At 71.6% G+C, this 26,953-nt stretch carries 17 protein-coding genes; 9 read left to right on the top strand and 8 right to left on the bottom strand.

Going from position 1 to position 26,953, the window contains the following annotated elements; genetic code table 11:
- Nucleotides 1-79: 79 nt before the first annotated feature.
- The 3 genes from ACQPW6_RS16620 to ACQPW6_RS16610 form a co-directional block, all read right to left on the bottom strand.
- Nucleotides 80-1,384, bottom strand: coding sequence for a Gfo/Idh/MocA family protein (locus ACQPW6_RS16620; protein WP_433890420.1), 1,305 nt, complete (start codon nucleotides 1,382-1,384; stop codon nucleotides 80-82).
- Nucleotides 1,385-1,438: 54 nt separating this feature from the next.
- Nucleotides 1,439-3,277 (bottom strand): peptidase C14, encoded by a 1,839-nt coding sequence (locus ACQPW6_RS16615; RefSeq protein WP_433894554.1) that lies wholly within the window; start codon nucleotides 3,275-3,277, stop codon nucleotides 1,439-1,441.
- 637 nt (nucleotides 3,278-3,914) lie between these two features.
- Nucleotides 3,915-4,721 carry an IclR family transcriptional regulator gene (locus ACQPW6_RS16610; protein WP_433894553.1) on the bottom strand — a complete coding sequence of 269 codons (807 nt, stop codon included), beginning with the start codon at nucleotides 4,719-4,721 and terminating at the stop codon, nucleotides 3,915-3,917.
- Between the two features lie 350 nt (nucleotides 4,722-5,071).
- On the opposite strand from ACQPW6_RS16610, the gene ACQPW6_RS16605 reads away from it, so the two are divergent.
- The 6 genes from ACQPW6_RS16605 to ACQPW6_RS16580 all read left to right on the top strand — a co-directional run bounded on the left by ACQPW6_RS16605 (nucleotide 5,072) and on the right by ACQPW6_RS16580 (nucleotide 12,613).
- Nucleotides 5,072-6,463, top strand: coding sequence for an aspartate aminotransferase family protein (locus ACQPW6_RS16605; protein WP_433890419.1), 1,392 nt, complete (start codon nucleotides 5,072-5,074; stop codon nucleotides 6,461-6,463).
- A complete protein-coding gene (locus ACQPW6_RS16600; protein ID WP_433890418.1) occupies nucleotides 6,463-7,650 on the top strand; it encodes a mandelate racemase/muconate lactonizing enzyme family protein in 1,188 nt (395 codons plus the stop codon). The genes ACQPW6_RS16605 and ACQPW6_RS16600 overlap by 1 nt, the downstream gene beginning before the upstream one ends.
- Nucleotides 7,647-8,504: an amidohydrolase family protein gene (locus tag ACQPW6_RS16595; protein ID WP_433890417.1), complete on the top strand. Its 858-nt coding sequence runs from the start codon at nucleotides 7,647-7,649 to the stop codon at nucleotides 8,502-8,504. Before ACQPW6_RS16600 ends, ACQPW6_RS16595 begins: the two co-directional genes overlap by 4 nt.
- On the top strand, nucleotides 8,501-9,343 hold the full coding sequence (locus tag ACQPW6_RS16590) for an SDR family NAD(P)-dependent oxidoreductase (RefSeq protein ID WP_433890416.1): 843 nt from the start codon (nucleotides 8,501-8,503) through the stop codon (nucleotides 9,341-9,343). Before ACQPW6_RS16595 ends, ACQPW6_RS16590 begins: the two co-directional genes overlap by 4 nt.
- Nucleotides 9,340-11,523 carry a peptidase C14 gene (locus ACQPW6_RS16585; protein WP_433890415.1) on the top strand — a complete coding sequence of 728 codons (2,184 nt, stop codon included), beginning with the start codon at nucleotides 9,340-9,342 and terminating at the stop codon, nucleotides 11,521-11,523. Before ACQPW6_RS16590 ends, ACQPW6_RS16585 begins: the two co-directional genes overlap by 4 nt.
- A gap of 127 nt (nucleotides 11,524-11,650) precedes the next feature.
- Nucleotides 11,651-12,613, top strand: coding sequence for a GNAT family N-acetyltransferase (locus ACQPW6_RS16580; RefSeq protein ID WP_433890414.1), 963 nt, complete (start codon nucleotides 11,651-11,653; stop codon nucleotides 12,611-12,613).
- 8 nt (nucleotides 12,614-12,621) lie between these two features.
- Here ACQPW6_RS16580 and ACQPW6_RS16575 read toward each other — a convergent pair whose 3' ends face one another.
- The 5 genes from ACQPW6_RS16575 to ACQPW6_RS16555 all read right to left on the bottom strand — a co-directional run bounded on the left by ACQPW6_RS16575 (nucleotide 12,622) and on the right by ACQPW6_RS16555 (nucleotide 19,493).
- Nucleotides 12,622-15,183 (bottom strand): glycoside hydrolase family 2 protein, encoded by a 2,562-nt coding sequence (locus ACQPW6_RS16575; RefSeq protein ID WP_433890413.1) that lies wholly within the window; start codon nucleotides 15,181-15,183, stop codon nucleotides 12,622-12,624.
- Complete coding sequence (locus ACQPW6_RS16570; RefSeq protein ID WP_433890412.1) at nucleotides 15,180-16,055, bottom strand: carbohydrate ABC transporter permease; 876 nt, start codon at nucleotides 16,053-16,055, stop codon at nucleotides 15,180-15,182. Before ACQPW6_RS16570 ends, ACQPW6_RS16575 begins: the two co-directional genes overlap by 4 nt.
- Complete coding sequence (locus ACQPW6_RS16565) at nucleotides 16,052-17,014, bottom strand: carbohydrate ABC transporter permease (protein WP_433890411.1); 963 nt, start codon at nucleotides 17,012-17,014, stop codon at nucleotides 16,052-16,054. The genes ACQPW6_RS16570 and ACQPW6_RS16565 overlap by 4 nt, the downstream gene beginning before the upstream one ends.
- 106 nt (nucleotides 17,015-17,120) lie before the next feature.
- Nucleotides 17,121-18,434: an ABC transporter substrate-binding protein gene (locus ACQPW6_RS16560; RefSeq protein WP_433890410.1), complete on the bottom strand. Its 1,314-nt coding sequence runs from the start codon at nucleotides 18,432-18,434 to the stop codon at nucleotides 17,121-17,123.
- Nucleotides 18,435-18,602: 168 nt separating this feature from the next.
- On the bottom strand, nucleotides 18,603-19,493 hold the full coding sequence (locus ACQPW6_RS16555; RefSeq protein ID WP_433890409.1) for a LacI family DNA-binding transcriptional regulator: 891 nt from the start codon (nucleotides 19,491-19,493) through the stop codon (nucleotides 18,603-18,605).
- A 79-nt stretch (nucleotides 19,494-19,572) separates the two neighbouring features.
- Here ACQPW6_RS16555 and ACQPW6_RS16550 point away from each other — a divergent pair, with 79 nt between their 5' ends.
- The 3 genes from ACQPW6_RS16550 (at nucleotide 19,573) to ACQPW6_RS16540 (ending at nucleotide 26,908) form a co-directional block, all read left to right on the top strand.
- On the top strand, nucleotides 19,573-20,799 hold the full coding sequence (locus ACQPW6_RS16550) for an ROK family transcriptional regulator (protein WP_433890408.1): 1,227 nt from the start codon (nucleotides 19,573-19,575) through the stop codon (nucleotides 20,797-20,799).
- Nucleotides 20,800-20,931: 132 nt separating this feature from the next.
- Nucleotides 20,932-23,460, top strand: a complete 2,529-nt coding sequence (locus ACQPW6_RS16545; protein WP_433890407.1) for a discoidin domain-containing protein — start codon at nucleotides 20,932-20,934, stop codon at nucleotides 23,458-23,460.
- A 94-nt stretch (nucleotides 23,461-23,554) separates the two neighbouring features.
- Nucleotides 23,555-26,908, top strand: a complete 3,354-nt coding sequence (locus tag ACQPW6_RS16540) for a glycosyl hydrolase family 95 catalytic domain-containing protein (protein WP_433890406.1) — start codon at nucleotides 23,555-23,557, stop codon at nucleotides 26,906-26,908.
- Nucleotides 26,909-26,953 lie beyond the last annotated feature (45 nt).

Here is a 26,953-nt window from a genome sequence, read left to right as displayed (position 1 = left end):
GCTTTCGGAACGTGCTGCGTGTGCGGTGTGGTCGGGGGAGCGGCGGATCAGCCGCGGTGCGGTCGGGGGAGCGGCGGGATCAGCTCGCCGGGACGGTCTCGACCGTCCCGCGGTGCCTGGAGCGCTCCGCGGCGAAGGCCGCGAGGTGGCTGCCGAGCGATTCGGCGGGCCCGGAGCGGATGTGGGAGCGGTCGCCGGTGGCGAGCGCGGTGACGAACGACTCGACCAGGACGGCGTCGCCGCCGCCGTGGCCGTCCGCGGCGTTGGTGCCGCTCGCGCCGACGTCGTGGACCCGCACGCTGTCGTCGCGGAAGTCGTGCACGGTGACCCGTTCGCCGTCGCCGCGCAGCCAGCCGTGGCTGCCGAAGATCCGGGTCTGGCGGTGGGTCTGCTCGGTGAACGCCGTCATCGTGAAGACCGCGGTGGCGCCGCCGGACAGCCGCATCGCGACGACCTGGTTGTCCACCACGTCGTTGTCGGACTTGTACACGCAGCGGCCGTACGGGCCTTCGCGCAGCGCCCGGGTCAACTCGGCCTCGTTTGGGGTCGCCTGGCCGTGCGGGATGAGGTGGTCGATCGGCCAGCCGCCGCCGGTGCGGCGCAGTGCCGGGTAGTACAACTTCGGTGCGGAGTACGGGCAGCCGGGCTCGGCGGCGCACTCCAGGCAGTTGTCACCGGCGCCCTCGGGGGCGTTCTCCGGCCGGAAGTGGCTGAGCGAGCCGAAGCTCGCGACGGTCTCGATCCGCCGCCCGGTGACGTAGGTGATCCAGTCCAGGTCGTGGCTGGACTTGGCGAGGATCATCGGTGACGACAGGTCCGAGCGCCGCCAGGGCCCGCGGACGTAGCTGTGCGCGTAGTGCCACCAGCCGACCGGCTCCAGGTGGTCGAGCCCGGTGACGGTGCCGAGCACCCCGCTGTCCACGACGCTCTTCACCAGGTCGGTGTACGGGGTGTAGCGCATCACGTGGCAGACCGCGAACGGCACCCCGGCCGCCCGCACGCCCGCCACGATCGTGCGGCACTCGGCCTCGGTCGGCGCGAGCGGCTTCTCGGCCATCACGGCGTACCCGGCCTCTGCCAGTGCGAGCACCGGCTCGACGTGCTCGCGGTCCTGGGTGGCCACGATCACCCCGTCGGCCAGCGGGCCGCCGTTCGCCTCGGTCGCCGCCAGCAGCTCCCGCCAGCCGGTGTAACCGGTGGCCGCGGGCAGTTGGGCGCGGGCGTCGGGGCGCGGGTCGGCGACGGCGGTGACCTGGGCGCGGGCGGGATGCGCGGTGATCCAGTCGGCGTAGGTCAGGCCGCGGTTGCCGGCGCCCACGAGGGCGATCCGGACCGGCCGGCCGTTGATCGCGGTGTCGGCGGGGCGGGGCGGGAGCTGGGTCATGAGGTCCTCACGGTGGCGTGAAGGGGCCGGCGGAGCCGGGGTGCCGGGGCGGCGTCAGAGCAGGAGGTTTCCCGCGGTGTGCCGTACCCGTTCGCCCTCGGCGGGCATCGCGCTGCGGGTCACCCCGTCCTCGGTGCAGCCGGTGTGCAGCAGGTGGCTGTCGCCGCTGAAGGCGGCCGGGGCGAGGTCGAGCCGGCCGCCGGTGAACGAGGAGCCGGCCGCGCGGTAGTGGTTGACGCCCCCGGTGATCAACAGGTGCGCGGTGCCGGCGGATCCGGCGGCGGAGTCCAGGCCGTCGAGCTGCCAGCGCACGGTCCGCCCGGCGCCGGTGCCGCTGTCTGTGCCGGTGTCCGTCCGGGACAGGAAGGCCCCCGCGCTGTTGGCGCCGCCGAAGCGGGCGCCGCCGTCGATCCACAGCCGCTGGTCCTTGGCGGACTTCAGCACCAGGCCGGTGTCGGCGAAGTTCCCGCCGTGCACGGTGATGTCGGCGTGCGCGACGGCAGTGGGGTCGGCGGTCGCCGAGGCGCCGGTGAACTCGCAGTGGTCCAGGACGAGTTCGCCGGTGCCGTTGAACTGCGCCCCGTCCAGGCCCTTCAGGGTGACCCGCAGCAGGTGCACGTCGGCGGTCACCGCGGCGGCGGTGATCTCGGACGCCTTGCCCTGGGTGAAGGCCGAGTCGGCGATCACCGTGGGCCGTTTGGAGCGCTGCGAGGACTGCGCGATCACCAGCGGCCCGGAGGCGGTGCAGCCGCGCAACTGGGCGCCGTCGGCGTTGATCCAGATCATCCCGGAGTTCGGCTGGGCGTTGCCGATCACCAGCATGTCCTCCAGGGTCAGGTCGGTGACGTTCGTCCTGGCCACGAACCACGAGCAGGCGTGCCGCCGGACGGTGACCCGTTTGGCCGCGCCGCCCCAGGCGGCCCCGGAGTTGGCGAAGGTCATCAGCCCGGAGTTGCCGGTGAAGGTCAGGTCGTGCTCGAACTGGCCGTGGGTGACGAACGGGCCCTGGTCGTCGCCGTCTCCGTGGCAGTTGGTGACGTAGCCGTAGGCGGAGGCCGTCCAGTCGTTCAGGTGCCGGGAGTTGGCGACATGGCAGTCCGAGACGTGGCCGTACAGGCAGTAGATCTGCTGGGTGAGGTAGCCGGCGCCGCCGTACGTGACCGAGGCCGGGTTCTTCAACTGGCACTCGTAGGTGCGGAAGTAGGTGCACCAGCGGCGCATGACCACCGGCCAGAAGGTGCCGGTGGCGTCGATTCCGGACACGTCGCAGGAGACGGCGTACTCGTAGGCGACCGGGTGCGAGCCGGACAGGGTGTCGCCGTCGGGCACGTCCGGCACGCCCTCGAAGACCATGTTGCGGACGTGCGCGCGCTCGACGGGCTCCACCCGGGTCCAGGTGAAGGTGCGCCCCGCGGCCAGGTCCCAGCCGATCTTGTAGTTGACGCGGATGTGCGTACCGTCCACGACCTCGGTGACCTGGACGAGCTTCTGCACCTCCTTCTCGTAGATCCCGGTGCCCGCGGCCGCGTCGATCTCGACGCTCCACCACTGGCCGACGGTGAACGCCTTGCTGTCCGGCACCTCGAAGATGTCGGCGAGGTCGGGCATCGGGGCGGACAGCGAGGACTTGACGGTCGTGGTGGTGACGGTGCCGCGGAAGTAGAGCACCGCGCCGAACGGGTTGTCCGTGGTGTTCTTCTCGATGCCGACGGTGCTGACCGTGTGGCCGCCGAAGTCCAGCTCGATCCGGGACCGGCCGAAGGTGTGCCGCCGGGTGAAGCGCAGGTCGGTGTGTGCCTCGATCCGATGCACGGTGGCGTCGCCGACCATCGCGTCCAGCGCGTCGTCGGCCGGGGCGGCGCCGTCGAACAGGCCGAACTGCCGGAAGTCCAGCGCCCCGGCGTGGACCATCAGCCAGCGGCCCCGGCCGGTGTGCCCGGCCGGCCGCAGCACGGTGCCGCCGTTGGGTGCCGCGTCCGAGGCCGGGTCCCAGCGGGCCGCGAGGCCGCCGCCGTCGCCCGCGGCGCGGTAGCCGGCGACCAGCGCGACGGCGCCGGCGGCGATCCCCTTGGGGTTCACGGCCAGCAGCCGGGCGACGGTGTCAGCGGTCAGCGGGGCCGCGGCATGCGCGGCCGGAGTAGTCGGCGCGGTCGTGCCGGAGTCCGCCGCCCGCGCGGTGCCGGAACCGGCGGCCAGCGAGGTGGTGGTGGCCGCGAGCAGCAGGCCGCCGAAGCCGCCGGCCCGCAGCAGCCCGCGGCGCGAGGTGTCGGCGCTGCCGGCGGTGCCGGCCGCGCCGGACTCGGCGCCGGGAGCGGCGTTCTGGTCGGATCGGGGACCCGGCGCGGAGCCAGGAAAATCGTTCACGGGGTGCCTCAGCCTTCGATGGCCTTGGGTGAGGACGTATCCCGTGACGCTTGCCGTGGGGCGGATGGCGGTGCGGACCGGTGCGGGAAAAGCGCAGACCAGGGGCAGGGTGCTTGCGCGGCACCGTCCGACGGGGCGAGACGCTATGCCCCTGCCGGTGAATCGGTCAAGGCCCCTCGGTGGCCGGGAAGCGGCCGGCAGCCGGCGCCGCCGCGCCGTCGTGGCCGAGGCTGTGGCTGATCCGGTCGGCGAAGTCCCTTACCTGGAGGCCGAGTTCGCGGAACCGCCAGCCGGGCAGGTCGAGCTTGAGGCCGGTGATGCTGATCGCGCCGACACATTCGTCCCGGTGGTTGCGGACCACGCTGCCGATGCAGAAGATCCCGTCGGCGTCCTCCTCGTCGTCCAGCGCGTAACCGGTGGCGCGGACGTCGGACAGGTGGGAGAAGAGGGTCGCCTCGTCGGTGATGGTCCGGGAGGTGCGGCGCGGCAGCCCGGTGCGCGCGACCAGCTCCCTGGCCTGCTGCTCCGGCATCGCGGCCAGCAGCGCCTTGCCGATGCCCGTGCAGTGCGGCAGTTCGCGGGCGCCCATCCGCAGGTCGAGCCGCAGGCCGCCGCGGGTGTCCACCTGGTCCACGATCACCGCCTGGCCGTCCTGCGGCACCGCGACCCGGGAGGCCATCCCGGTGGCGGCGGTCAGTTCGCGGAGCACCGGGCGGGCGGTGTCGCGCAGCGAGACCTGCGCCTGGGCCCGGTCGCCGAGCCGGGCCAGTGACATGCCGAGCCGGTAGCGGCGGTTCATGCCTTCGCCCTCGTCGGCGACCAGGCCGTAGTGCCGCAGGGTCTGCAGCAGGCCGAACGCGGCGCTCTTGGACATCCCGCCGCGCTGTGCGACCTGGGTCACGCTGAGGCCGGCTCCGGGCCCGCAGGCGGCGAGCACCTCCAGCATCTCCGCGGCCCTGGCCACGGTCTTCACCAGGTATTTCGGCTGGCCGTCGGGCTCGTCCCCGGGTCCGCCGCCCGCCGCGTCATCGAGCCGGGATTCCGCACTGTTCTGCATAGCCGAACACTTTACCACTTCGCCCCCCTTGACCGGCCTGCAAAAGCGGATCTAGGATCGCCCCACTGTTCGGTTATTCAGAACAGCGTTCTGAAGTTCAACGAGTTCGAAGAGTCCGAAGTTCGAAGAGTCCGAAGTTCGAAAGCTCCGTTCCTACGGTGCAGCGAACGAATCCTGCGACGACCTGCCGGGCGGATGGCGCCCCGCGGTTCCCGGCCGGGCAGGGCCGGGGCCGCTCCCCACAGCATCGACGCGAGGAGCACCACATGACGCTCGCCGAGCGGGCCCGCCGGGTGATACCGGGCGGGGTCAACAGCGGCCAGCGCAGCATTCCCGGTCTGCTCGACCTGGTGATCACCCGTACCGCGGGATCCCGGTTCTGGGACGCCGACGGCCGGGAGTTCACCGACTACCACGCCGCGTTCGGACCGCCGCTGCTCGGCCACAACGACCCGGAGGTGACGGCCGCGAGCGCGGACGCCGCCGGCCGGATCGGGCTGACCGGGGTGGCCGTCACGGACGGCGAGGTGCTGCTCGCCGAGCAACTGGCCGAGCTGATCCCGTCGGTGGAGAAGGTGCTGCTCACCAGCACCGGCAGCGAGGCCACCTTCCACGCGCTGCGGGTGGCCAGAGCGGCCACCGGACGCAGGCTGGTGGTGAAGTTCCAGGGCTGCTACCACGGTTGGCACGACTCGGTGAGCCTGAACGTTATCTCGGCGGCCGACCGGGTCGGCCGGCCCGACCCGACCTCCACCGGCATCCTGCCCGAAGTCCTGGACGCCACCTTGGTGTTGCGCTTCAACGACCCGGCCGGCGTCCGGCAGGTGTTCGCGGAGCACGGCGCCGACATCGCCGCCGTCATCGTCGAGCCGATCCCGCACAACGTCGGCGCGCTGCTGCCCACCGAGGAGTTCCTGCGCACGCTGCGCGAGGAGTGCACCGCGGCCGGCAGCGTGCTGGTCTTCGACGAGGTGATCACCGGCTTCCGGCACGCGCTCGGCGGCTACCAGGCGATCTGCGGGATCACCCCCGACCTGACGACGCTCGGCAAGGCCATCGCCAACGGCGCCCCGATCGGGGCGCTCGGCGGCCGGGCCGACCTGATGGACCTGTTCAGCAGCCGCCCCGGCGGCCCGGTCTTCTTCGCCGGCACCTACAACGGCCACCCGGCGCCGGTCGCCGCCGCGCTGGCCACGCTGCGCAAGCTGCGCGAGGAGCCGGTGCACGAGCACGTCTTCCGGCTCGGCGACCGGGTGCGCACCGAACTCGACGCGCTCTACCGCCGGTTGGACGTGCCCGCCGTGGTCACCGGCTACGGCTCGGTCTTCGTCAGCTACTTCATGCCGGGACCGGCGCCGCTCGCTTACGACGACCTGCTCGCCAACGACACCGCGCTGTTCGTCGGCTACCGCCGGCACCTGATCGGCCACGGCGTGTTCGAGCTGCCGCTCAACCTCAAGCGCAGCCACCTGTCCTACGCGCACACCGACGCCGACGTGGACCGGCTGGTCGAGGCGACCGAGGCCGCGGTGAAGCGGACGCTGGCCGAGGGCGGCCCGAGCGACCTCGCGCACACCTCGACGATGGGCGGCGCCGCCGCTCCGACCCCGGGTGCCGGCCCGACCCCGAATGCCGCCCCCGCGAAGGGAGTCCGCTGATGCTGACCGTGAACACCAGCCGCCCGGCCGGCCCGGCCGGCCGGATCAGCAAGGTCGAGACCCTGCAACTCGGCACCTCCTGGCGGGACTTCGGCTACGTCCGGGTCCACACCGACCAGGGCCTGACCGGCGTCGGCGAGATCACCCACCCCTACCGGGCGGACGAGACCTGCCGGCTCACCGAGGCGATGGGCCGCCGCCACCTGCTGGGCGCCGACCCGTTCGACGTCGAGGAACTGTGGCTGCGGATGTACCAGGGCGACTTCCTGCGCGGCGGCGACATCGGCGGCATCGCCGTCTCGGGCGTGGACCAGGCGCTGTACGACCTGATGGGCAAGGCGCTCGGGGTCCCCGTCTACCGGCTGACCGGCGGCGCCACCAGGGACCGGGTCCGGGTCTACGCCAACGGCTGGTACACCGGCGAGCGCGAGCCCGAGGTCTTCGCCGCCAAGGCCAAGGAGACCGTGGCCAAGGGCTACACCGCGCTGAAGTTCGACCCGTTCGGCGCCGGACTGCACGAGCTGGAACGCCCCGAACTGCACCGCTCGCTCTCGCTGGTGGCAGCGGTGCGGGAGGCGGTCGGCCCCGAGGTGGAGCTGTTCATCGAGGGCCACGCCCGGTTCGCGATGGGCACCGCGCGGCGGCTGGTGTACGAGCTGGCGCCGTACGACATCGGCTGGTTCGAGGAGCCGCTGCCGTGGACGCACATCGAGCGCTACGCCGAACTGCGGCAGCTGGCGCCGTTCCCGCTCTCCGGTGGCGAGCACTTCCACAACCGCTACGAGTACAAGCAGCTGTTCGCCACCCACGCGGTGGACATCGTGCAGCCCGACCTGTCGATGGCCGGCGGCTTCACCGAGCTGCGGAAGATCGCCGCGCAGGCCGACGCGCACGGCATGGTGGTCGCCCCGCACAACTCCAACTCGCCGCTGTGCACCACCGCTTCGGCGCACGCCGCGTTCGGCCTGACCAACTTCAAGATCCTGGAGACCTTCGACGGCCTGCTCGAACCGTTCGTCTTCGAGGCGGTCCGCGGCACGCTGCCGGTGACCGACGGGTACGTCGGGCTGCCGGACGCGCCCGGCCTCGGCGTCGAACTGGCCGACGAGGTCTTCGCCGAGCACCCGCCGACCCACGGCTTCTGGAACATGTTCGAGGCCGGCTGGGAGAAGAGGGAACGCACATGACGCAGCCGATCACCGACGTCCACTCCCATCTCTTCCGGCACAGCCACGACTTCGACGACGCCTTCCGCGCCGAGTCGGCCCGCGCGCACGCCGGCGAGGTCGATCTCACGGTGCGGTACGCGGACTACGCGGCGACCGCCCCGGCCGGCACCCGCACCATCGTGGTCGGCGGCAAGGCGCGCCGCAGCGGGCTGTGGGTGGACGACTCCGCGGTCGCCAAGTACGTGGCCGAGCAGCCCGACCGGCTGATCGGCTACCTCGCGCTCGATCCGACCCAGCCCGGCTGGCAGGACGAACTACGGCACGGCCACCAGGAGTTGGGGCTGCGCGGGATCAAACTCATGCCGATGTACGCCGGATTCGACCCGGCCGCGCCCGAGTACGAGCCGCTGTACGCGTACGCCGAGCGGCACGGCCTGCCGCTGCTCGTCCACACCGGCACCACCTTCGTCTCGCAGGCTCCGCTGGAGTACGCGATGCCCCGGCACCTGGACTGGGTGGCGATGCGCCACCCGGAGCTGCGGATGGTGCTGGCCCACCTCAGCCACCCCTTCGAGGGCGAGTGCATCGCGGTGATCCGCAAGCACCGGCACGTCTACGCCGACATCAGCGCCCTGCACTACCGGCCGTTCCAGCTGTGGCACAGCCTGCGCCTGGTGCAGGACTACGGGGTCTGGGACAAGCTGCTCTTCGGCAGCGACTACCCGTTCACCACCGTCGACGACTCGGTCGAGGGCCTGCGTGCGATCGCCCGGATCCCCGGCATCCCCGGCCTCGACCCGCTCGACCAGGACGCGGTGGAGGCGCTGATCCACCGCCCGTCGCTGGAACTGCTCGGGCTGGAGCAGCCGTGACCGCCTTCGACCTGACCGGGCGCACCGCGCTGGTCACCGGGGCCGCCGGCGGCCTCGGCCGGGCCTTCGCGGTGGCACTGGCCGAGGCCGGCGCCGACCTGGTCCTCACCGACCTGCCCGGCGCCGAAGGGCTGGCCGAGACCGCCGCGCTGGTCCGCGCCGCGGGCCGCGGCGTGCTCGTCGTCGAGCAGGACCTGGCCGACACCGAGGCGCTGCACGGCTTCGCCGACCGGGTGCGCGAGCAGGCCGGCCCGATCCGCATCCTGGTCAACAACGCCGGCACCGCGGCCCTGGAGCGGTTCAACGAGATCACCCCGCGCAGCTGGTACCGGGTGATGCGGGTCAACCTCGACGCGGTGTTCTTCCTGACCCAGCGGATCGCCGAGCACATGGTCGCCGACGGCCTGCCCGGCCGGATCATCACCATCACCTCCAAGAACGCGCTTGTCGCCGAGGCCGGGCTGGCGCACTACAACGCCTCCAAGGCCGCCGTCGACCTGCTCACCCAGACCCTCGCGGTCGAGCTGGCCCCGCACGGCATCACGGTCAACAGCATCGCCCCCGGCATGGTGGACACCCCCATCGACGGCGAATTCCCCTTCGACCGGGAGGCGTTCGAGGCTGCCTACCGCCGGCGCATCCCGCTGGGCCGCTACGCGCGGCCCGAGGAGCTCGGCGGCGCGCTGCTGCTGCTCGCCTGCGACGAGGGCGGCTACCTGACCGGCACCCGGATCGTGGTGGACGGCGGGGTGCTGGCCGACCAGATGCCGCGCACCGACTTCATGCCCCCGTACCGCAGTTCGCTCCGCCCCCGGCACAAGGACGGCGAGACCCCATGACGACCAGCACCCGCAGACACCTGCTCCGCACCGGCGGCGTGGGCGCCGCCGCCGTCGCGGCCGGCGCGCTCGCCACCCCGGCCCGGGCCGCCACGCCCGGCTCCGCGCCCGCCGCCGGTCAGCACGGCACGACGGCCCACAACACCGTGGCGGAACTGCTCGCCGTACGGTCCAAGGGCCTGCGGGACGGGGCTGTGGCGGTGGTCGCCGGCTACCGCTCGCCCGGCGACGGCGGCGGCATGACCGTACGGTGGGACGCCGGCAGCACCGGCGCACCCAACGGCGGCACCCTGCTGCGGCCGAACGACCGCCCCGCACAAGGCCGTTGGCGCCGGCTGCACGACGGCGTGCTCGACTTCCGCGGCTTCGGCCTGTTCGACGCGGCCGTCCCGGCCGACGACGCCCTCGACGCGATGGTCCTGGACCCGTCGGTGCACCGGGTCGAGGCGCACACCGACCTGCTGTTCCGGCGCCGGCACACCTTCCACCGCTCGCGGATCGAGCTCGACTTCGGCGGCCACACCGTCCACACCGGCGGCATCGAACGCAACGTCCACGACAACCCGTTCGGCGCGGTGCTGTTCTTCCAGGGCACCGCCACCGGCGACACCGTCAGCCACCCGCTGGCCGCCGGTGTCATCGAACTCACCGACGCCTTCCCGGTACCCGACGCGGGCGCCTTCGAGGTCGGCCAGTGGTGGGCGGTGCAGAGCGACGAGGTGGCCGGCGGCGGCAGCGACGAGCGCGAGCTGCAGAAGATGGTCGAGATCACCGAGATCATCGACGGCGGCCACATCCGGGTCGGCTACCTCAACGGTTGGCCGCTGGCGGCCGGCCGCACCCTGACCTGGCGCCGGGTCGAGCCGGTCGTCGGCGCCCGGGTGAGCAACCTGGTCTTCCTCGGCGCCGGCCAGGACACCGGCGCGACCGACGACGAGTACACCGGATCGCACCCCGTGGCGTACGAGTACGCCGTGGACTGCGACGTCTCCGGCATCCAGGCCACCGGCACGTTCTGGCCGGTGGTCATGCGGCGCTGGTGCACCCGGTACCGCACGGTCGACTGCGGCCTGAAGAACCCGCCCACCGTGTTCTACGGCGGCGCCGGCTACCTCACCCAGCAGATCTACTGCCTCTACGGGCACGTGGCGGACTGCACCACCAGCAACGTCCGGCACCTCAACGACCTGACGGCGTCCGCCTACTGCCAGGTCGTGAACTGCCACGGCGACGGTGACGACGAGGGCGGCAACCCGTTCACCACCCACGGGCAGTACGAGCACGACCTGCTCTTCGAGGGCAACTCGGGGCTGATGGACATCGCCAACTCCGGCGCGCAGTGGGGCGAGTCGGCCAAGCGGATCACCGTACGCGACCACGTCTGCTCGTGGTTCACCGCCAACACGAAGATCACCGATCTGACGCTGGAGAACGTCAAGGTCATCGCCCGGCCGACCTTCGACCCGGCCGGCACGCTGGTGGTCAACGCCGACGGCGCCCAACTGCGGGGCTGTACGGCCTCGTTCTTCGCGGTCGGGCAGCGCTCGGCGCGCTCCACCCGGCCGACCACGATCACCGACTGCACCTTCGACCTGCCGAAGGCCGCCGTCCTGGTGCAGACCCCGGTCACCGCGCCGGTGCACTTCGTGCGCAGCACGCTCACCGGGCTCGACGGCACGGTGCTGCGCGGGGCCGGCGCCGTCCGCTTCAGCGACTGCCGGCTGGTCGGCCGTGCGGACGCGGCCCCGCTGTCGGTCGGCGCGGCCGAGGTCGCCGTCGAGGGCGGCAGCCTCACCGACACCGGGATCGCGCTCAGCGCGGTGCGCGACCAGCGGATCAGCGTGGGCGGCGGGGCCGTGCTCTCCGGTACGAACGCGGCGCGGGCGCTGCTCGCGCGGGACACCGGGGCCGCCGGGGCCACCGTCAGCTGGGAGCTGGGCGATCTGCGCAGCAGCGCCTCCGGCCCGGACACGGCGCACCTGCGGGTGGCGGACGGCACCAACCGGTACAGCGCGGTCGGCGCCCGGTTCGCCGGCGGCCGACTGGCCCTGGCGGCGGCCGCGTTCACCGGCTCGTCCTCGCTGCTGCACACCGCGTGCACGGAGGACGGCGTCACGCGGGAGGGGATGCCGCCGGACGGCGGGCGGGTCAGTGCGAGGACGGGCAACCTCACGCTCTGAGACCTGCGGCCCGCTCAACAGCCCTACGCGCACCGGACGTTCGACCTGGGGGGCCGCCGCCCCGGAGGCCCGCGGCCCGCTCAACCGCCTTATCTGAACCGGACGTTCGACCTGGGAGGCCGCCGCCATGGAGTACCGCACCGCGACCCCGGCGGACGAGCCGGCGCTGCACGCGCTGTGGACGGCGGCCTTCCCCGACCCGGCGCCGGTCATCGCGCTGTGGTCCCAGGACCCCGGCCGGCACCGCCGGACGTTCGTCGCCGTGGACGACGGCGGACGCCCGGTGTCCGTGGTCCACTACCAGCCCCGCCCGATCCGCTCCTCCACCGGCGAGCCGCAGCAGGTGGGCTGCCTCGGCAGCGTCGCCACCCACCCCGAGGCCCGCGGCCGGGGCCACGTCCGCCGGCTGCTGGCGGCGGCCGTGGCGACGATGACGGCGGACGGCTGCGCGTGGTCCCTCCTCTTCACGTCCACCCCGGCGGTCTACGAAAACGCGGGCTGGCGCACCTTCGCCGCCCCGGGCTGGTCAGGCCCCCCGGCCGACCCCGCCCCGGACCGGCTCGCCCCCGCGGGCCCGGTGACCGTTCGCCCGGCGATCCCGGCCGACCTGCCGGCCCTCCAAGAACTGCGCGCCACGTTCGACGCGTCCCGCCCGCTGACGACGGTCCGCACCGCGGAGGACTGGCAGCACCGTGTCCCGGTCTGGTACGCGCCCCCGACCGAGACACTGCTCGCGGAGACCGACCCGGAAGCGGCGCCCCGGCCCGCGGGTTTCCTCGTCGTGCGGCACCCCCGTCCCGGGCACGTCGAGATCGCCGAGATCGCCCTCGCGCCCGGCCACGGGGCCGACGTTGCCGGGGCGCTCTTCGCCTTCGCCGGTGCGCGGGCGCGGGATGTGGGCGCGTGGGGGGTGGGGGTTCGGCTGCCGGCGGTCCGGGCCGTGCGGGAGGCGCTGCCGCTTCTGCTCGCGGAGGTCACGGCCGCGCCCACCCGGTTCGGCATGGCCCGGGCCCTGGGCGCCACCGTCGACGAGGTCGTCGCGACGGTGAGCGCGCCGGGGGCCGTGCACTGGTACGGGGACTCGTTCTGACGGCGAGGTCAGCGGCTGACCTCGCCGAAGGACCTCACCGCCTCCTCCAGGAGCCGGGGATTGCGCGACAGCGCCGCCGCTGACCTCTCCGGGATCGGCGGGCCCGTGCGGCGGGTGACGCGGAACGTGTGGCGCTCGCCGGGGAGGAGGGTGATCATCGCGGCGTCGACCATGATTTCGCCCGGGGGGATGTCCAGCTCGCCGGCCAGCCGGTCGGCGAAGACGCACACATCGCGCAGGACCGTCAACGCCGTCACCTCCAGACGGAGTTGGCCGTCCGCCACCGTCAGGTCCACCCGGTGCTCGGGGCGCGGAGCCGTCTGCTCGCGGTCGGGGCGGTAGCTCCACGTGGTTCGCGAGCCGTCCGCGTCGATCACCAGCAACTCGCCGTGCGGGTCGGCCGGTTCGGCGACCTCCGGGTCCACCGGAAGGTGCAGGAGCCCGCCGGCCGGGCAGTCCGCCGTCATCCGCACCCGCGCGTGCTCGCGGCCGTCCAGGCCGACCCGGCGGATCACCACCTCGGGCCGCCAGGCCGCGGCGGAATCGTTTACGAGGGCCAGGACCAGCCCGTCAGGGCCGGTCGGATCGTGGGTCGGTCCTGGGGTGACCGGCTGGACCGTGACCAGCCGGGGCGCGAACGAGCGGCGCAGCGCGTGCCACAGCGGCTTCTCGATGCCCGCGCTGTCCACGGCCGACCAACTGATGGCCGGCCAGCAGTCGTTGAGCTGCCACACCACCACCCCGGCGCACCGCTCCCGCGACCGCAGCCACTCCGTGCCGGCCGCGACCGCGCGCGCCTGCACCACCTGGGTCGCGAAGTGCCAGTCGGCGCCGCTGCCGGGCGTGGGCACGTGCGGTTGCAGGCCGCGGGTCAGCTTGTGCATGCCGTCGATCGCGCGCAGGTGGTGCCGGGTGAGCGGTGAGTCGGGCCCGGGCGTCTGGCCGTCCAGCACCCGTTCGAGCGTGGTCCAGGCCGCCGGCCCGCACCAGCCCATCTCCGAGACGAACGAAGGATCGTGGTCCCGGTAGTGCGCGTAGTCCGCCTCGTTCCACGCGTCCCACAGATGGCTCGGGCCGTGGCTGTCGGCCGTCGGGTCCCGCTCGAGCGTGCCGGACCAGGGCGAGTTGGGCAGGTACGGGCGGGTCGGGTCGAGCCGGGCCAGCACCCGCGGCAGCACGTCCAGGTAGTAGGCCGCGCCCCAGCCGCGGCTGCCCAACTGGTCGGCCCAGCCCCAGTGGTGCAGGCCGACCACCGTCTCGTTGCCGCCGCACCAGAGCACCAGGCTGGGGTGCGGCGACATCCGCGCGACGGCCTGCTCGGCCTCGGCGGTGACCAGTTCGGCCGTCTCCTCGTCCTCGCTGTAGGCGGCGCAGGCGAACAGGAAGTCGTGCCAGACCAGCACCCCGCGCTCGTCGCACGCGGTGAGGAACTCCTCGGTCGCGAAGTGGCCGCCGCCCCACACCCGCAGCAGGTTGGCGTTCCCCGCCACCGCCTGGTCGATCCGCGCGGCGACCCGCTCCGGCGTGGCCCGGCTGGCGAGGGTGTCGTCGGGGATCCAGTTGTAGCCGCGGATCCGCACCACCGTGCCGTTGACGACCAGCGCCCAGCGGGTGCCGAGCGCGTCGGGGCTCTCGTCGACCGCCACGCTGCGCAGGCCGACCCGGACCGCGGTGGCGTCCAACTCCGCTCCGGAGGCGATGAGTTCGGCCCGCAGCCGGTAGCGCGGCTGGCTGCCGAGGCCGATCGGCCACCACAGCTCGGGGTCCTCGACGGTCAGCGTGACGGCCGCCTCGCCGTGCACGACCGTGCTCGTCGCCCAGGCGACCGGGCCGCCGTCCGGGTCGGTCAGCTCGATCCGCACGTGCGCGCCCACCGGCGCCTCCGCCCGCACGTGCGCCGTGATGTGCGCGGCGCTGTGGTCGGGGGCGAGCGTGACCAGCGGCCTGATGTGCTCGATCCGGCCGGTGTACGTCTCCAGGCGGATGCCGCGCCAGATGCCGGTGGTGACGAAGTGCGGCCCCCAGTCCCAGCCGAAGTTCGCCGCGGCCTTGCGGATGTGCGGGTACGGCTCGTCGTACGGGCTCGGCAGCGGTCCGTGCGCGCGCTCATGGGCGCGGGCGGCGTCCCAGGCCGAGGCGAAGCGCACCTCGATCAGGTTGTCGCCGGGCCGCAGTGCGTCGTCAACGGGCCAGCGATAGGTGAGGTGTTGGTCTTTCGCGGCCCCGATGTGCCGCCCGTTGACGAGGACTTCGGCGATCGTGTCCAGGCCGTCGGCCACCAGGTCGGTGCTGGTGCCGGCCTTCGGCGTCCAGGTGAAGCGGCGGCGGTAGGTCCACTGCGAGTGGCCGACCCAGGTCTGCGCGAGCTCGCCGAGCCCGGCGTCCGGGTCGGTGATCAGCCCGGCGGCGAGCAGCGCGGTGTGCACCTCGCCCGGCACCCGCGCGGGCACGGCGGTGCCGCGGACGCCTTCGGGCGCGTCCTGCGGCCCGTCGGACCAGGTCAGTTCCCATGCCCCGCCGAGGTCGAGCCGGCTGGCGGCGGCCGTTGCCGCCGGTGTGGTGAGTGTCATCCCTTGACCGCCCCTGCGGTGAGTGCTTCCTGCATCCGGCGGCTGGAGATCGAGTACGCGAAGTACACCGGCAGCAGCGTCAGCAGCGTGCCCGCCGTGAGCACCCCGAAGTTGGTCGAGTCCGAGACCAGCGTCGGCAGCGCGACCTGCGCCGTGCGGATGTCCGGCGCGGTGCCGGTGATGGTCAGCGAGAACAGGTACTCGTTCCAGAACGTGAGGAGTTGCAGGATCGTCACGCTGACGACACCGGGCATCGCGATCGGGATGAACACGCTGACCAGCACCCGCCAGTGCCCCGCGCCGTCCATCGCCGCGGACTCCACCAGCGCCGGCGGCACCGTCCGCATGAACTGCGTGAGCAGCAGCACCGACAGCGGCAGCGCGCTGGCCGGCAGGAACAGGATCTGGAACTCGCGGGTGTAGAAGAGGTGCATCTTGATGGCCAGCACGACCGTGGGGATCAGCGCGGCGAACGGCGGGATCAGGAACCCGACCGCGAACGTGCCCGAGACCAGCCGGGAGAGCCGGTTGTCCTGCCGGGCCAGCGCGTAGGCGGCCGGCAGCGCCAGGCCCAGCGTCAGCGCGATCGCGACCACCGAGATGAACAGCGAGTTGAGCAGCGCGGTGCCCAGGTCGGCGGTGTGCCAGGCGGTGCTGAAGTTCTTCCACAGCCAGTGCTCGGGCAGCGCGAACGGGTGGTTGAAGATCTCGATGTTGGTCTTGAGCGCGCTCACCGCGAGGTAGTACAGCGGCGCGGCGAGCAGCGCCGCGTAGAGCCAGGACAGCACGGTGGCGACCGACCCGCGCGGTCGGCGCGAGCGGCGCCCCGCGGACGGGCGGTGCGGCACCCGGACGGGGTTCGGGGCGGTCATCGGGTCTTCTCCAGGGGGCTGCGCAGCAGGACACGGATGAGGAGCATCCCGGCGATGCCGAGGATGAGCAGGACGACGCCGGCCACCTGGCTGTAGCCGAGGTCGCTCTGCGAGAACGCCTTCTCGTAGACCAGATAGGACAGCGTGGTGGACGAGGTGCCGGGGCCGCCCTTGGTGAGCAGCAGGATCAGCGCGGCGGAGGTGAACAGCGTCCACAGGAACTGGAGCATCGTCAGCGTCCTGACGTACTCCTTGACCATCGGGAACGCGATCTGCCACATGATCCGGAACCGGCCGGCGCCGTCCAGCCGGGCCGCCTCGGTGACCTCGGCGGGCAGGCTGGACAGCCGGGCGGCGAAGAGCACCGCGGTCCAGCCGACACCGCGCCACAGGTCGATGGCGATCAGGCTGAACAGCGCGGTGCCGGGGTCGGCGAGCCACGGCTTGACCAGCGAGTCGAGGCCGACCGCGCTCAGCAGACCGTTGGCGCCGCCGTTCGGGGACAGCACCCCGTAGAAGATCATCCCGGTGATGGAGATCGAGATCAGACCGGGGGAGAAGTACAGCACCGACAGCACCCGGTAGCCGCGCGGCCTGGTGCTCAGGTGGTAGCCGAGCATGAAGGCCAGCGGGATCATCACCGGGATCACGACGGCGACCTGGATGGCGCTGTTGCGCAGCGCGTCGTGGAACACCGGGTCGGTGAAGACGTGCCGGATGTTCTGCGTGCCGACGTAACTGGGGTCGTAGATCAGCCCCTTCCACCTCAGCGTCGCGATGACGAACATCGCGACCAGCGGGCCGACCGAGAAGACGGCGAACCACACCAGGGACGGGACCGTCAGCCACAGCAGCCGCGGCGAGTGCAGGGCGCTGCCGCCGCGCCTTCGTCTGACGGGAGCGGCGGCAGCCGGCTGCGCGGCGCGGGCGCCGGCCGGCAGCGTGCTGGTCGATGACATCATGCGCTTCTTTCGGCAAGTGGCGTTCTGGGGCAGGGAGTAGGGACCGCCGCAGCGGAGCGGGGGCCGCCCGGGTCAGGGCGGCCCCCGCCGGGACCCGCGGGGCTCAGCCCTTGGTGGCCTTGTCGAGGCCGGCGCAGATCTTGGCGGCCGACGACTTGCCGTACGCCCCGGTCAGCACCTGGATGATCGGGTCGGAGGCGGAGCCGATCCACACGTCGGGGACCACGGCGTAGTCGACCTTGCCGTCGAGGGTGAGCGACTGCGAGAGCAGCGGGTCGGTGGCGTACTTCGAGAAGTCGCCGGTGGTCGGCGGCAGGATGCTGGCGTCCTTGACGAAGGAGCCGACCGTCGGGTCCTTGTAGAAGGACGTGATGAACTTCCGCACGTTGTCGATCCGGTCCTTGGACGCGCCGCGCTTGGTGATCATGAAGCCGACGCCGGTGAAGCCCTGGAGCGCGGTGGGCTGCTGGTACACGGAGCCGGCCGGCAGCGGCAGGCCGCCGAGCGCGGTGTGCTTCTCCACGCCGGTGCCGGACTTCTTCGCGTCGGTGTACGCCCAGGAGCCGGCCGACATCATCGCGGCCTTGCCGGAGTAGTACGCGGCGTACATCGCGTCGGCGTTCAGGCCGGCCGCGTTGTCGGTGAAGACGCCGGCGTCCCGCAGCTGGGTGAAGAGGCCGATGCCCTTCATGACGGACGGGTTGGCGCAGTAGCCGCCGCTCTGCATGACCTTCTCCATGGTCGGCGCGTCCGTGTAGGACTCGGCGATCTGGTAGAAGAGCTTCTGCCCGGTCCAGTCGTTGCCGCCGACGGTGAGCGGCTGTATGTGCTTGGCCCGCAGCTTCTTCGAGGTGTCGATCAGCTCGTCGGTGGTGGTCGGCACCTTGTCGACGCCGGCCTGCTTGAGCAGGTCGGTGTTGTACCAGACCGGCCAGCTGAAGCCGGAGAACGGCAGGCCCTGCAGCTTGCCGCCGGACTTGCCGCCGACCCGCCACTCGTCGAGCGCGGCCGGCTTCATCCTGCCCGCCAGGCCCCAGTCCTTGAGGTAGCCGTCGACCGGGACGGTGACGCCGGCGTCCAGCCAGCCCAGCGTCTTGTCGTAGAGGTTGACGATCACCACGTCGGGCGACTTGCCGGCGGCGACGGCGTTCTCCACCTGGTCGTCGATGGTCTCCAGGCCGTCGGTGGAGTTGACCTTGACGCCGGTGGCCTTGGTGAAGTCCTTGAAGACCTGGTCCTGGGCGGCGCGGGCGGTGTTGCCCGCGTCCCAGCGGGTGACGACGTCGATCGAGTCGCTGCCGCCGCTGCCGTTCGCCGAGTCGCCGCCGGTGCCGCAGCCGCCCAGGACGAGGGAGAGGGCGCTGACGACGGATGCGGCCACGACGCGCACGGCCCGCGGGCTGATGCGGTGGTCCATAGAGCTTTCCTTTGCTCGGAACGTGCTCGAACGGGACACAGCGTCCAGGAGCAGTCAACGGAAGTCAATAAGTAAGATTAGTAATCTATGAAAGAGATGCGCGAACGATGCGGCAGTCCGCGCGGCCCCCGCCGCGCCACCCCGACCGGCCGCCCGGCGCGCCCCCGGCTACAGCGTGCCGCGGACCACCAGCCGGGCCGGCGCGGCCTTGACGGTACGCACCTCGGCCCCCGTCAGCGCCTCCGCCAGCGTGTTCCCGGCCAGCTCGCCGAGCTCCTGCACGTCGTGGCTGACCGCGCTGACCGGCGGCACCGCGAGCTGGCACAGCGCCGAGTCGTCCCAGGCCACCAGGGACAGGTCGGCCGGGACGGCGAGGCCGCGGCGGCCCGCCTCGTGCAGCGCGCCGAGCGCCATCACGTCGTTGTCGAAGACCAGCGCGGTGGGCCGGTCGGCGGCCGCGGCGGCGGCGACCGCGGCGATGGCCCGCACGCCGGCGGCCTCGGAGTAGTCGCCGTCGAACGTCGTGGTGCGCACCCCGTGCTCGGCCGCGACCGCCTCGAAGGTGCGCCGCCTGATGATCGTGTGCGCCATCTGCGCCGGGCCGCCGACGTGGCCCAGGTGCGCGTGGCCGGCCGCGACCAGTTCGGCGACGACATCGGCCATGGCCACGTCGTCCTGCGTCCACACCGCGGGCAGCCCGCCGGCCGTCACCGGGTCGCCGATGACGACGCTCGGCAGCCCCAACTCCTTGACCAGCGCGACCCGTTCGTCGCCGGGCAGCAGGTCGATCAGGATCAGCCCCTGCACCTGGCCGTGCCGCGCCCAGGCCCGCATCCGCTCGCACGCCTGCGCCACGGTGGCGACCACCTGGAGCAGCACCGGCACCCCGAGCGGCACCAGGACGCGTTCCATCCCGGCGATGAACTCGTGGAAGAACGGCTCGGTGCCGAGCACCTCGGCGTCCCTCACCAGCGCGAGTCCGACCGGCGTGCCCGGCTGCGGGCTCTGCTGCGTGCCGGGCTGCGCGTCCGGCCCGGGGCCGGCAGGTGCCGCGGCCATGGTTTCCTCCTGGTCGATTAACCTCGTCCCCGTAACGTAGCCGTGCGACAGCGTACGGCGAGAAGAGAGGTGGTCGAGCGTGGCCCGACGGGAGTCGGCGGCTGCGGGACCCGGCAGCCGGGCGCTCATCGTTGACCTCATCCGGTCCTCGGGACCGATCAGCCGGGTGGAGCTGGTCAAGGTCACCGGGCTGACGCAGCCGACGATCTCCAACATCGTCCGCCGGCTGATCGACGACGGCGTCGTCCGCGAGACCGGCGACACGGTGGCCACCCGCGGCAAGCCGCGGACCATGCTCGTGATCAACTCCCGTGCCGCGTACGGCGTCGGCATCCACATGGGCGCCGACACCCTGACCTGCGTGGTCACCGACACCCGCGGCGGCACCGTGGGCCGGCAGCTGGTCGCCGGGCCCGCCGACGGCCGGCCGGCCGAGGTGGTCGCGCGGCTGGCGGCGCTGTACCGCGATGTCACCGACGGGCTCGGGCTGCCGCCGCAGAGCGTGGCCGGGATGGCCGTCGTCGGCCCGGGCCCGGTCGACGTCGTCCGCGGCGGCTTCCTCGCCCCGGCCGGGCTGCTGCCGCAGGCGGGGCTCGACCTCGCCGACGCCCTGACCAGCAGGCTCGGCGTGCCGGTGCTGGTCGACAGCGACTCCGCGGCGGCGGCCGTCGGGGAGTTCTGGGGCCGGCAGGTCTCCCGGGAGCGCACCTTCGGCTGCCTCTACATGAACTCCGGCATCGGCTCCGGCGTCGTGCTGGACGGCGCGCTGCACCGCGGCGCCAGCTCGAACGCGGGCAAGATCGGCCATATCGCGGTGGTCCGGGACGGCGAGCCCTGCTACTGCGGCAACCGGGGCTGCCTGGAGCAGTACGCCGCTCCGCGGGTGCTGGTCGGACGGGCCAGGGCCGTACCCGGTCTGGCGGACCGGCTGCGGATCCGCTCCGAGGACCCCGACGACCGGGCCTTCGACGTGCTCGCGCGGGCCGCGATCTACGGTGACGAGGACGCCCGGGCGCTGGTCGACGAGTCGGCGGCGCTGCTCGCGGAGGGCGCGGTGACGCTGGCGAACCTGTGGGACCTGGACACGCTGGTGCTGGCCGGGCCCGGTTTCGCCGTCGCCGGGTCGATCTACGTGACGGAGATCCGCCGCCGGCTGGCCCGGCAGGCGTTCACCCGGGACATGCACGGCGTGCGGGTGGACCTGTCGAGCAACCCGCGGGACGCGGCGGCGATCGGCGGCGCCGCCCTGGTGCTCCAGGGGTCGGTCGCGCCCGGGCACGGCCCGCAGGTCGCGGCGCGCGCGTAAGCCCGTCCGCCGAACGGGCCGCCACGTACCCTCTGTCGGATCTCTTGTCGCGGGCGCGGGCCGCCGGTACCGTGCACGAACCGCCGCCACTTGTTGCGGGCAGATCACCAGAGAAAGTTGCATAGATTAATAATGAAACTTAAAAACCGCTGGCGGCCCTGGCGCGCCGGCCCACGGATCAAAGCGCTCTGCGCCCTCGCCGGCGTCTTCGCGCTCGTGTCGATCGCCGTACCGGCGATCACCGCGCAGGCCGCCGCGGCGGCCCCGCGCGTCATCCATGTCGCCAAGAACGGCAGCGACAGCAACGCCGGCACCCAGGCGTCGCCGTATCTGACGATCAACCACGCCGCCCAGGAGGCGCAGCCGGGCGACACCGTCATGGTGCACTCCGGGCTGTACCGCGAGACGGTCAAGCCGGCCCGCGGCGGCACCGACGAGTCGCACCGGATCACGTACACCAACGCCGGCGACGGCGAGGTGACGATCAAGGGCTCGGAGGAGGTCAACTCCTGGACGCACGGCACCGGAAACGTCTGGAGCGTCACCCTCCCCAACAGCTACTTCGGCGACTGGAACCCGTACGCCCAGGGCCAGCCGAACGGCGGGGGCGGCGGCACCTTCGCCGGCTACACCGCCGGTGACGTCTACCTCGACGAGACCGCGTACTACGAGAAGCCGGCGCTGAGCACCGTGCAGAGCGCGGCCGACTCCTGGTACTCCGAGGTCGGTTCGTCCAGCACCACCATCTGGGCCAACTTCAACGGCGCCGACCCCAACGCGCGGCTCGCCGAGATCAACGTCCGCCGGCAGGTCTTCGCGCCCGACGTGTGGGGCCTCGGCTACATCACGGTCAACGGCCTGACGATCAAGCAGGCGGCCAACACCTACTCGGACTTCCCCGACAGCCCGGACCGCCGGCAGGCGGGCGCGATCAGCGTCTACGGCGGGCTGAAGTGGATCATCGAGAACAACATCGTGCTCAACGCCCGCACCATCGGCATCGACATCGGCCTGAGCAACGACACCTGGGCCGGCAACCGTCCGGGCACACCGCGCACCGACTTCCACAACACCAGCGCGTACGGCTCGCACATCGTGCGCAACAACTACATCGCCAGATGCGGCCAGTCGGGCATCGCGGGCGTCTTCTCCTGGCACTCGCAGATCCTCTACAACCGGATCGAGGACACCAACTACCGCAACGAGTTCAGCGGCGCGGAGACCGCCCCGATCAAGGTCCACTACATGAACGAGGGCCTGATCAAGGGCAATTACGTCAAGAACTCCAAGGGCGGCAACTCCGCGGGCATCTGGACCGACTGGGGCAGCCAGAACGTCCGGATCACCGGCAACATCGTGATGAACAGCCCGTGGGGCTACTACGCGGAGGCCGTGTTCGGCCCGGTGCTGGTGGACAACAACGTCTTCATCGGCAACAGCGACATCAGGACGCTGGACGCCACCGGTGTCGTCTTCGCCAACAACCTCTTCGTGGACAACGGGAACATCCACAACGACGGCAGCGGCCGGGACGCGTACTACTTCCAGCCGGGCACGATGAACGAGACCACCGCGCTCACCTCGCCGGAGAAGTTCTTCTGGTACAACAACCTGGTCCAGGGCTCGGTGCTGCCCGACAACGCCACCGACAAGACCGAGGTCAAGGAGGGCAACTCCACCGGCACGGTCTCCAACCTGCACTCCACGGCGACCACCAGCGGGCTGTCGCTGAGCTTCGACCTCGACGCGTCCGGCATCCAGGGCAACACCCCGGTCACCCAGGCCAGGGTCGGCAAGATGCCGCTGGCCAACCAGAGCATCCAGGCCGACGTGACCACGGACTTCTTCGGCCAGCAGGTCGCGAGCAGCAACACCATGGCCGGTCCGTTCGCCGCCGCGCACAGCGGCACCAACACCTTCACCCTCTGGCCGCCGGCCGGCCAGACCGTCCCCAACCCGCCCGCGCCGCCGGCCGGCACCCCGGTGAACCTGTCGGCGAACCCCGACGCCAAGGCCGTCGCGTCCTACCAGGACGGCACGTTCACCGCCGCCAACGCGATCGACGGCAACGCGTCCTCGCGCTGGTCGAGCGACCACAGCAACGATCCCAACGCGTGGATCTACGTGGACCTCGGCGGTGAGTACAACGTCACCACGGCCGTGCTGTCGTGGGAGGCGGCGTACGCCAAGGGCTACAAGATCCAGGTGTCGGACGACGCCTCGCACTGGACCGACGCCTACTCCACGACGACCGGCCTCGGCGGTACCGAGACCGTGAACGTCAACAAGGCGGCCCGGTACGTGCGGATGCAGGGCGTCACGCCGGCCACCCAGTACGGCTACTCGCTCTACGAGTTCGAGGTCTACGGCACCCCCACCACGGCCGGCACCGGCGCCGCGGTCCTGTACGGCGACGCCAACTACTCCGGCCCGTCGGCGACCCTGCCGGCCGGCAGCTACGACCTGCCGCAGCTCCAGGCCGCCGGCATCGCCAACGACAGCGTCTCCTCCCTGCGGGTGCCGGCCGGCCTGACCGTCACCGCCTACGCGGACGCGGGCTTCAGCGGCACCAAGTGGACCTTCACCAGCGACACCCCGAACCTGACCGCGACCGGCAACAACGACGCCATCTCCTCCGTCCGCGTCACCAGCGGCGGCTGAGGACGAGCGACCCGGCTGACAACGTTGCCAGGCGTGGTTCCGACCTGAGAAGACCTGAGAAGACCTGAGCAGACCTGAGAAAGGGACCCCCCACATGAACCAGGGCACGAACCGCCCACCCTCATCCCGCACCGCCCGCCCACCCTCACCCGCGACCTCACCCGCCGCCGTCGGCAGGAAGCTGCTCGGCGTCGCGGTGGCCGTCATGCTGCTGGTCGCCGTCGCGCTGCAGGCCAACGCGGCGCAGCCGGCCGCCGACGCGCCGGTGAACCTGGCGCGGGGCGCGAACGCCAAGGCCGTCGCGTCCTACCAGGACGGCACGTTCACCGCCGCCAACGCGATCGACGGCAACACGTCCTCGCGCTGGTCCAGCGACCACAGCAACGACAACAACGCCTGGATCTACGTCGATCTGGGCGCGGAGTACAACGTCACCACGGCCGTGCTGTCGTGGGAGGCCGCGTACGCCAAGGCGTACAAGATCCAGGTGTCCGACAACTCCTCCAGCTGGACGGACGCCTTCTCCACCACGACGGGGCAGGGCGGCACCGAGACCGTCAACGTCAACAGGGCCGCGCGCTACGTGCGGATGCAGGGCGTCACGCCGGCCACCCAGTACGGCTACTCGCTCTACGAGTTCGCGGTCTACGGCAGCTCGGGCAGCACTCCGCCCGGCGCCGCCGGCTCGGCCACCGTCGCGCCCTCGACCACGTACCCGACGTCGTACGGCGACTGGCAGGACGGACTGCTGGCCGGCAACGGCAAGCAGGGCATCATCGTCTTCGGCAATCCGCGCGACGACACCGTCGTCTTCGACGACAAGGACTTCTTCATGGCGCGGACGGAGGCCCATCCGCACCGGACCTTCAACACCGTCAGCCAGGACAACATCAACAAGATCCGCGACGACCTGATCGCGGACGACTACCAGGACGCCAACCAGCTGGCCGCCGACGTGCAGGGCTACCAGGGCGGCGGCGAGGGCAGCAAGCACCCCGGCTACAAGATGAGCATCCAGATGCCGGACGCCGGGCCGGTCAGCAACTACGTCCGCTCCACGGACTACGCCAACGGCGTGGTCAAGGTCAACTGGAGCGACAACAAGGGCGGTTGGGAGCGCGACTCGTTCGTCTCCCGCACCGACGGCGCCACCGTCCAGTACCAGGCGGCACCGTCCGGCCAGAAGGAGACCATGACGCTGGGCCTGTCCATCGACCCGGCGATGAACCTGCTCAACAAGGGCGTCACCACCACCGACAACTCCACCACCGACTACCTGAACCTGCGCGCCAAGTACCCCAGCGGCAGCTACAACGCCGGCTACGAGGGCGTCACCAGGATCGTCACCGACGGCACCAAGACGATCAGCAACGGCAAGGTGACGGTGGCGAACGCCAGTTACGTCCTGCTGCTGTCACTGACCCAGCGCTACAACGGCACGTACAACGGCGGTGTCCCGGCCGAGCAGGAGTGGAGCAAGAACCTGCTCCAGCAGAAGCTCGGCGGCCTCAGCACCGACTACCAGACGCTGCTGAACCGGCACACCAGCGCGCACAGCGCGATCTTCGGCCGGGTCTCGATCGACTTCGGCGCCACCCCCGCCGACCGCGCCAAGTCCACCGAGGAGCTGCTCGCCGAGCAGAAGAACTCCTCGACGCCGATCCCCGCGCTCTACGAGCGGATGTTCTACGCCGGCCGCTACCACCTGCTCGGCTCCAGCGGACCGACCGAGGCACCGGACCTGCTCGGCAACTGGACCGGTGACAGCAACGTCGGCTGGGACGGCTACTACCATCTGGACGCCAACCTCAACCTGCAGATCTCCAGCGGCAACATCGGCAACATGCCGGAGGCGATGGCCGGTTACTTCTGGCTCAACAAGCAGTGGCAGAAGGACTTCGAGACCAACGCCAAGAAGCTGCTCGGCACCAGGGGCATGCTGACCGGCGGCAACACCCCCAACGGCGAGGGGCTGATCTCGAACATCAACTTCGACTACCCGTACCAGTACGTCACCGGCGGCGAGTCCTGGCTGCTCGAACCGTTCTGGGAGTACTACGAGGTCTCCGGGGACAAGACCTTCCTCGCCGACCAGTACTACCCGCTGATCCGGGACATGGGCGACTTCTACGAGGACTTCCTCACCAAGAAGGACGCCAACGGCAAGTACATCTTCGCCGGTTCGATCTCCCCGGAGAACACCCCGCCCGGCGGGGTGCCGCTGGCCGTGAACTCGGTCTACGACATCTCCGGCGCCAAGTTCGCGCTCACCACGCTGATCCAGACCGCCAAGACGCTCGGCCGGGACGCCGACAAGATCCCGGTCTGGCAGGAGAAGCTGGACAACCTGCCGCCGTACCTGATCAACAACGACGGCGCGCTGGCCGAGTGGGCCTGGCCGGACCTGGAGAACAAGAACAACTACCAGCACCGGCACTCCAGCGGCCTGATGCCGGTCTGGCCCTACCGCGAGATCACCCCGGAGAAGAACCCGGCGCAGTTCAAGGCCGCCCAGGTGTTCCTGCAGAAGAAGGACCAGGGCTCCTACGAGAACGCCGGACACGGGCTGCTGCACGGCGCGTTGATCGCCGCCGACCTCAACCAGGCCGACTCCGTCGGCGCGAAGCTGCTGCGGTTCGCCAAGGACGACTACTACTACAGCAGCATGGCCACCTCCCACTACAACAACCACAACACGTTCGCCACGGACGTGGTCAACTCCGTGCCCACGGTGATGATGGAGATGCTGGCCGCCACCCAGCCGGGCACGCTCGAACTGCTGCCGGCGCTGCCCAAGGGCCTGGACAAGGGCGACATCAAGGGCATGCTCGGCAAGGGCCAGTTCACCATCAACGACCTGGCCTGGGACATGGGCGCGCACACCGCGAAGGTGACGCTCACCTCGAAGATCGACCAGAACCTGACGCTGATCCAGCGCTCCGGCATCTCCTCGATCACCGGGGACGGCGTGACCGTCCAGAGCTCCCCGCTGGGCAACATCGCGCGGGTGCTGCCGCTCCAGGCGGGCAAGACCGTCACCGTCAACCTCACCATGAGCGCCCCGAAGGCCAACCTCGCCCAGGGCAAGCCGGCTTCGGCCTCGTCGCAGTCGAGCGCCGACCAGTCCGCGGCCAAGGCGTTCGACGGCGACCTCTCCACCCGGTGGAGCGCGAGCCAGGACGCCAACAGCTGGATCCAGGTGGACCTCGGCAGCACGTACAACCTCTCCGAGGTGGACCTGCTGTGGGAGGAGTCGTACGCGAAGTCCTACAGGATCCAGGGCTCCACGGACGGCTCCACCTGGCACGACCTGTACTCGAAGACCAACGCCTCGGGAGGCACCGAGAAGATCCCCATCAGCGGCCAGGCCAGATACATCCGCATGCAGGGCAGCCAGCTGTCCGGCCAATGGGGCTACTCGCTCTACGAGATGGAGGTGTTCGGCTAGCCGCCGCCGCTGAGCGAGCGCTGCCGAGCGGCGAGCGCCGCTGAG

The sequence above is a fragment of the Streptomyces sp. CA-111067 genome (genome assembly GCF_050956065.1).
GTDB lineage: Bacteria > Actinomycetota > Actinomycetes > Streptomycetales > Streptomycetaceae > Actinacidiphila.
The sequence above is the reverse complement of the archived record's forward strand: the minus strand, read 5'-3'. Positions and strand labels throughout refer to the sequence as shown.

Coding starts and splice junctions, on each gene's coding strand:
- ACQPW6_RS16620 (WP_433890420.1), bottom strand. CDS start 1,384: ATGACCCAGCTCCCGCCCCGCCCCGCCGACACCGCGATCAACGGCCGG.
- ACQPW6_RS16605 (WP_433890419.1), top strand. CDS start 5,072: ATGACGCTCGCCGAGCGGGCCCGCCGGGTGATACCGGGCGGGGTCAAC.
- ACQPW6_RS16600 (WP_433890418.1), top strand. CDS start 6,463: ATGCTGACCGTGAACACCAGCCGCCCGGCCGGCCCGGCCGGCCGGATC.
- ACQPW6_RS16595 (WP_433890417.1), top strand. CDS start 7,647: ATGACGCAGCCGATCACCGACGTCCACTCCCATCTCTTCCGGCACAGC.
- ACQPW6_RS16585 (WP_433890415.1), top strand. CDS start 9,340: ATGACGACCAGCACCCGCAGACACCTGCTCCGCACCGGCGGCGTGGGC.
- ACQPW6_RS16580 (WP_433890414.1), top strand. CDS start 11,651: ATGGAGTACCGCACCGCGACCCCGGCGGACGAGCCGGCGCTGCACGCG.
- ACQPW6_RS16575 (WP_433890413.1), bottom strand. CDS start 15,183: ATGACACTCACCACACCGGCGGCAACGGCCGCCGCCAGCCGGCTCGAC.
- ACQPW6_RS16570 (WP_433890412.1), bottom strand. CDS start 16,055: ATGACCGCCCCGAACCCCGTCCGGGTGCCGCACCGCCCGTCCGCGGGG.
- ACQPW6_RS16565 (WP_433890411.1), bottom strand. CDS start 17,014: ATGTCATCGACCAGCACGCTGCCGGCCGGCGCCCGCGCCGCGCAGCCG.
- ACQPW6_RS16560 (WP_433890410.1), bottom strand. CDS start 18,434: ATGGACCACCGCATCAGCCCGCGGGCCGTGCGCGTCGTGGCCGCATCC.
- ACQPW6_RS16555 (WP_433890409.1), bottom strand. CDS start 19,493: ATGGCCGCGGCACCTGCCGGCCCCGGGCCGGACGCGCAGCCCGGCACG.
- ACQPW6_RS16545 (WP_433890407.1), top strand. CDS start 20,932: ATGAAACTTAAAAACCGCTGGCGGCCCTGGCGCGCCGGCCCACGGATC.
- ACQPW6_RS16540 (WP_433890406.1), top strand. CDS start 23,555: ATGAACCAGGGCACGAACCGCCCACCCTCATCCCGCACCGCCCGCCCA.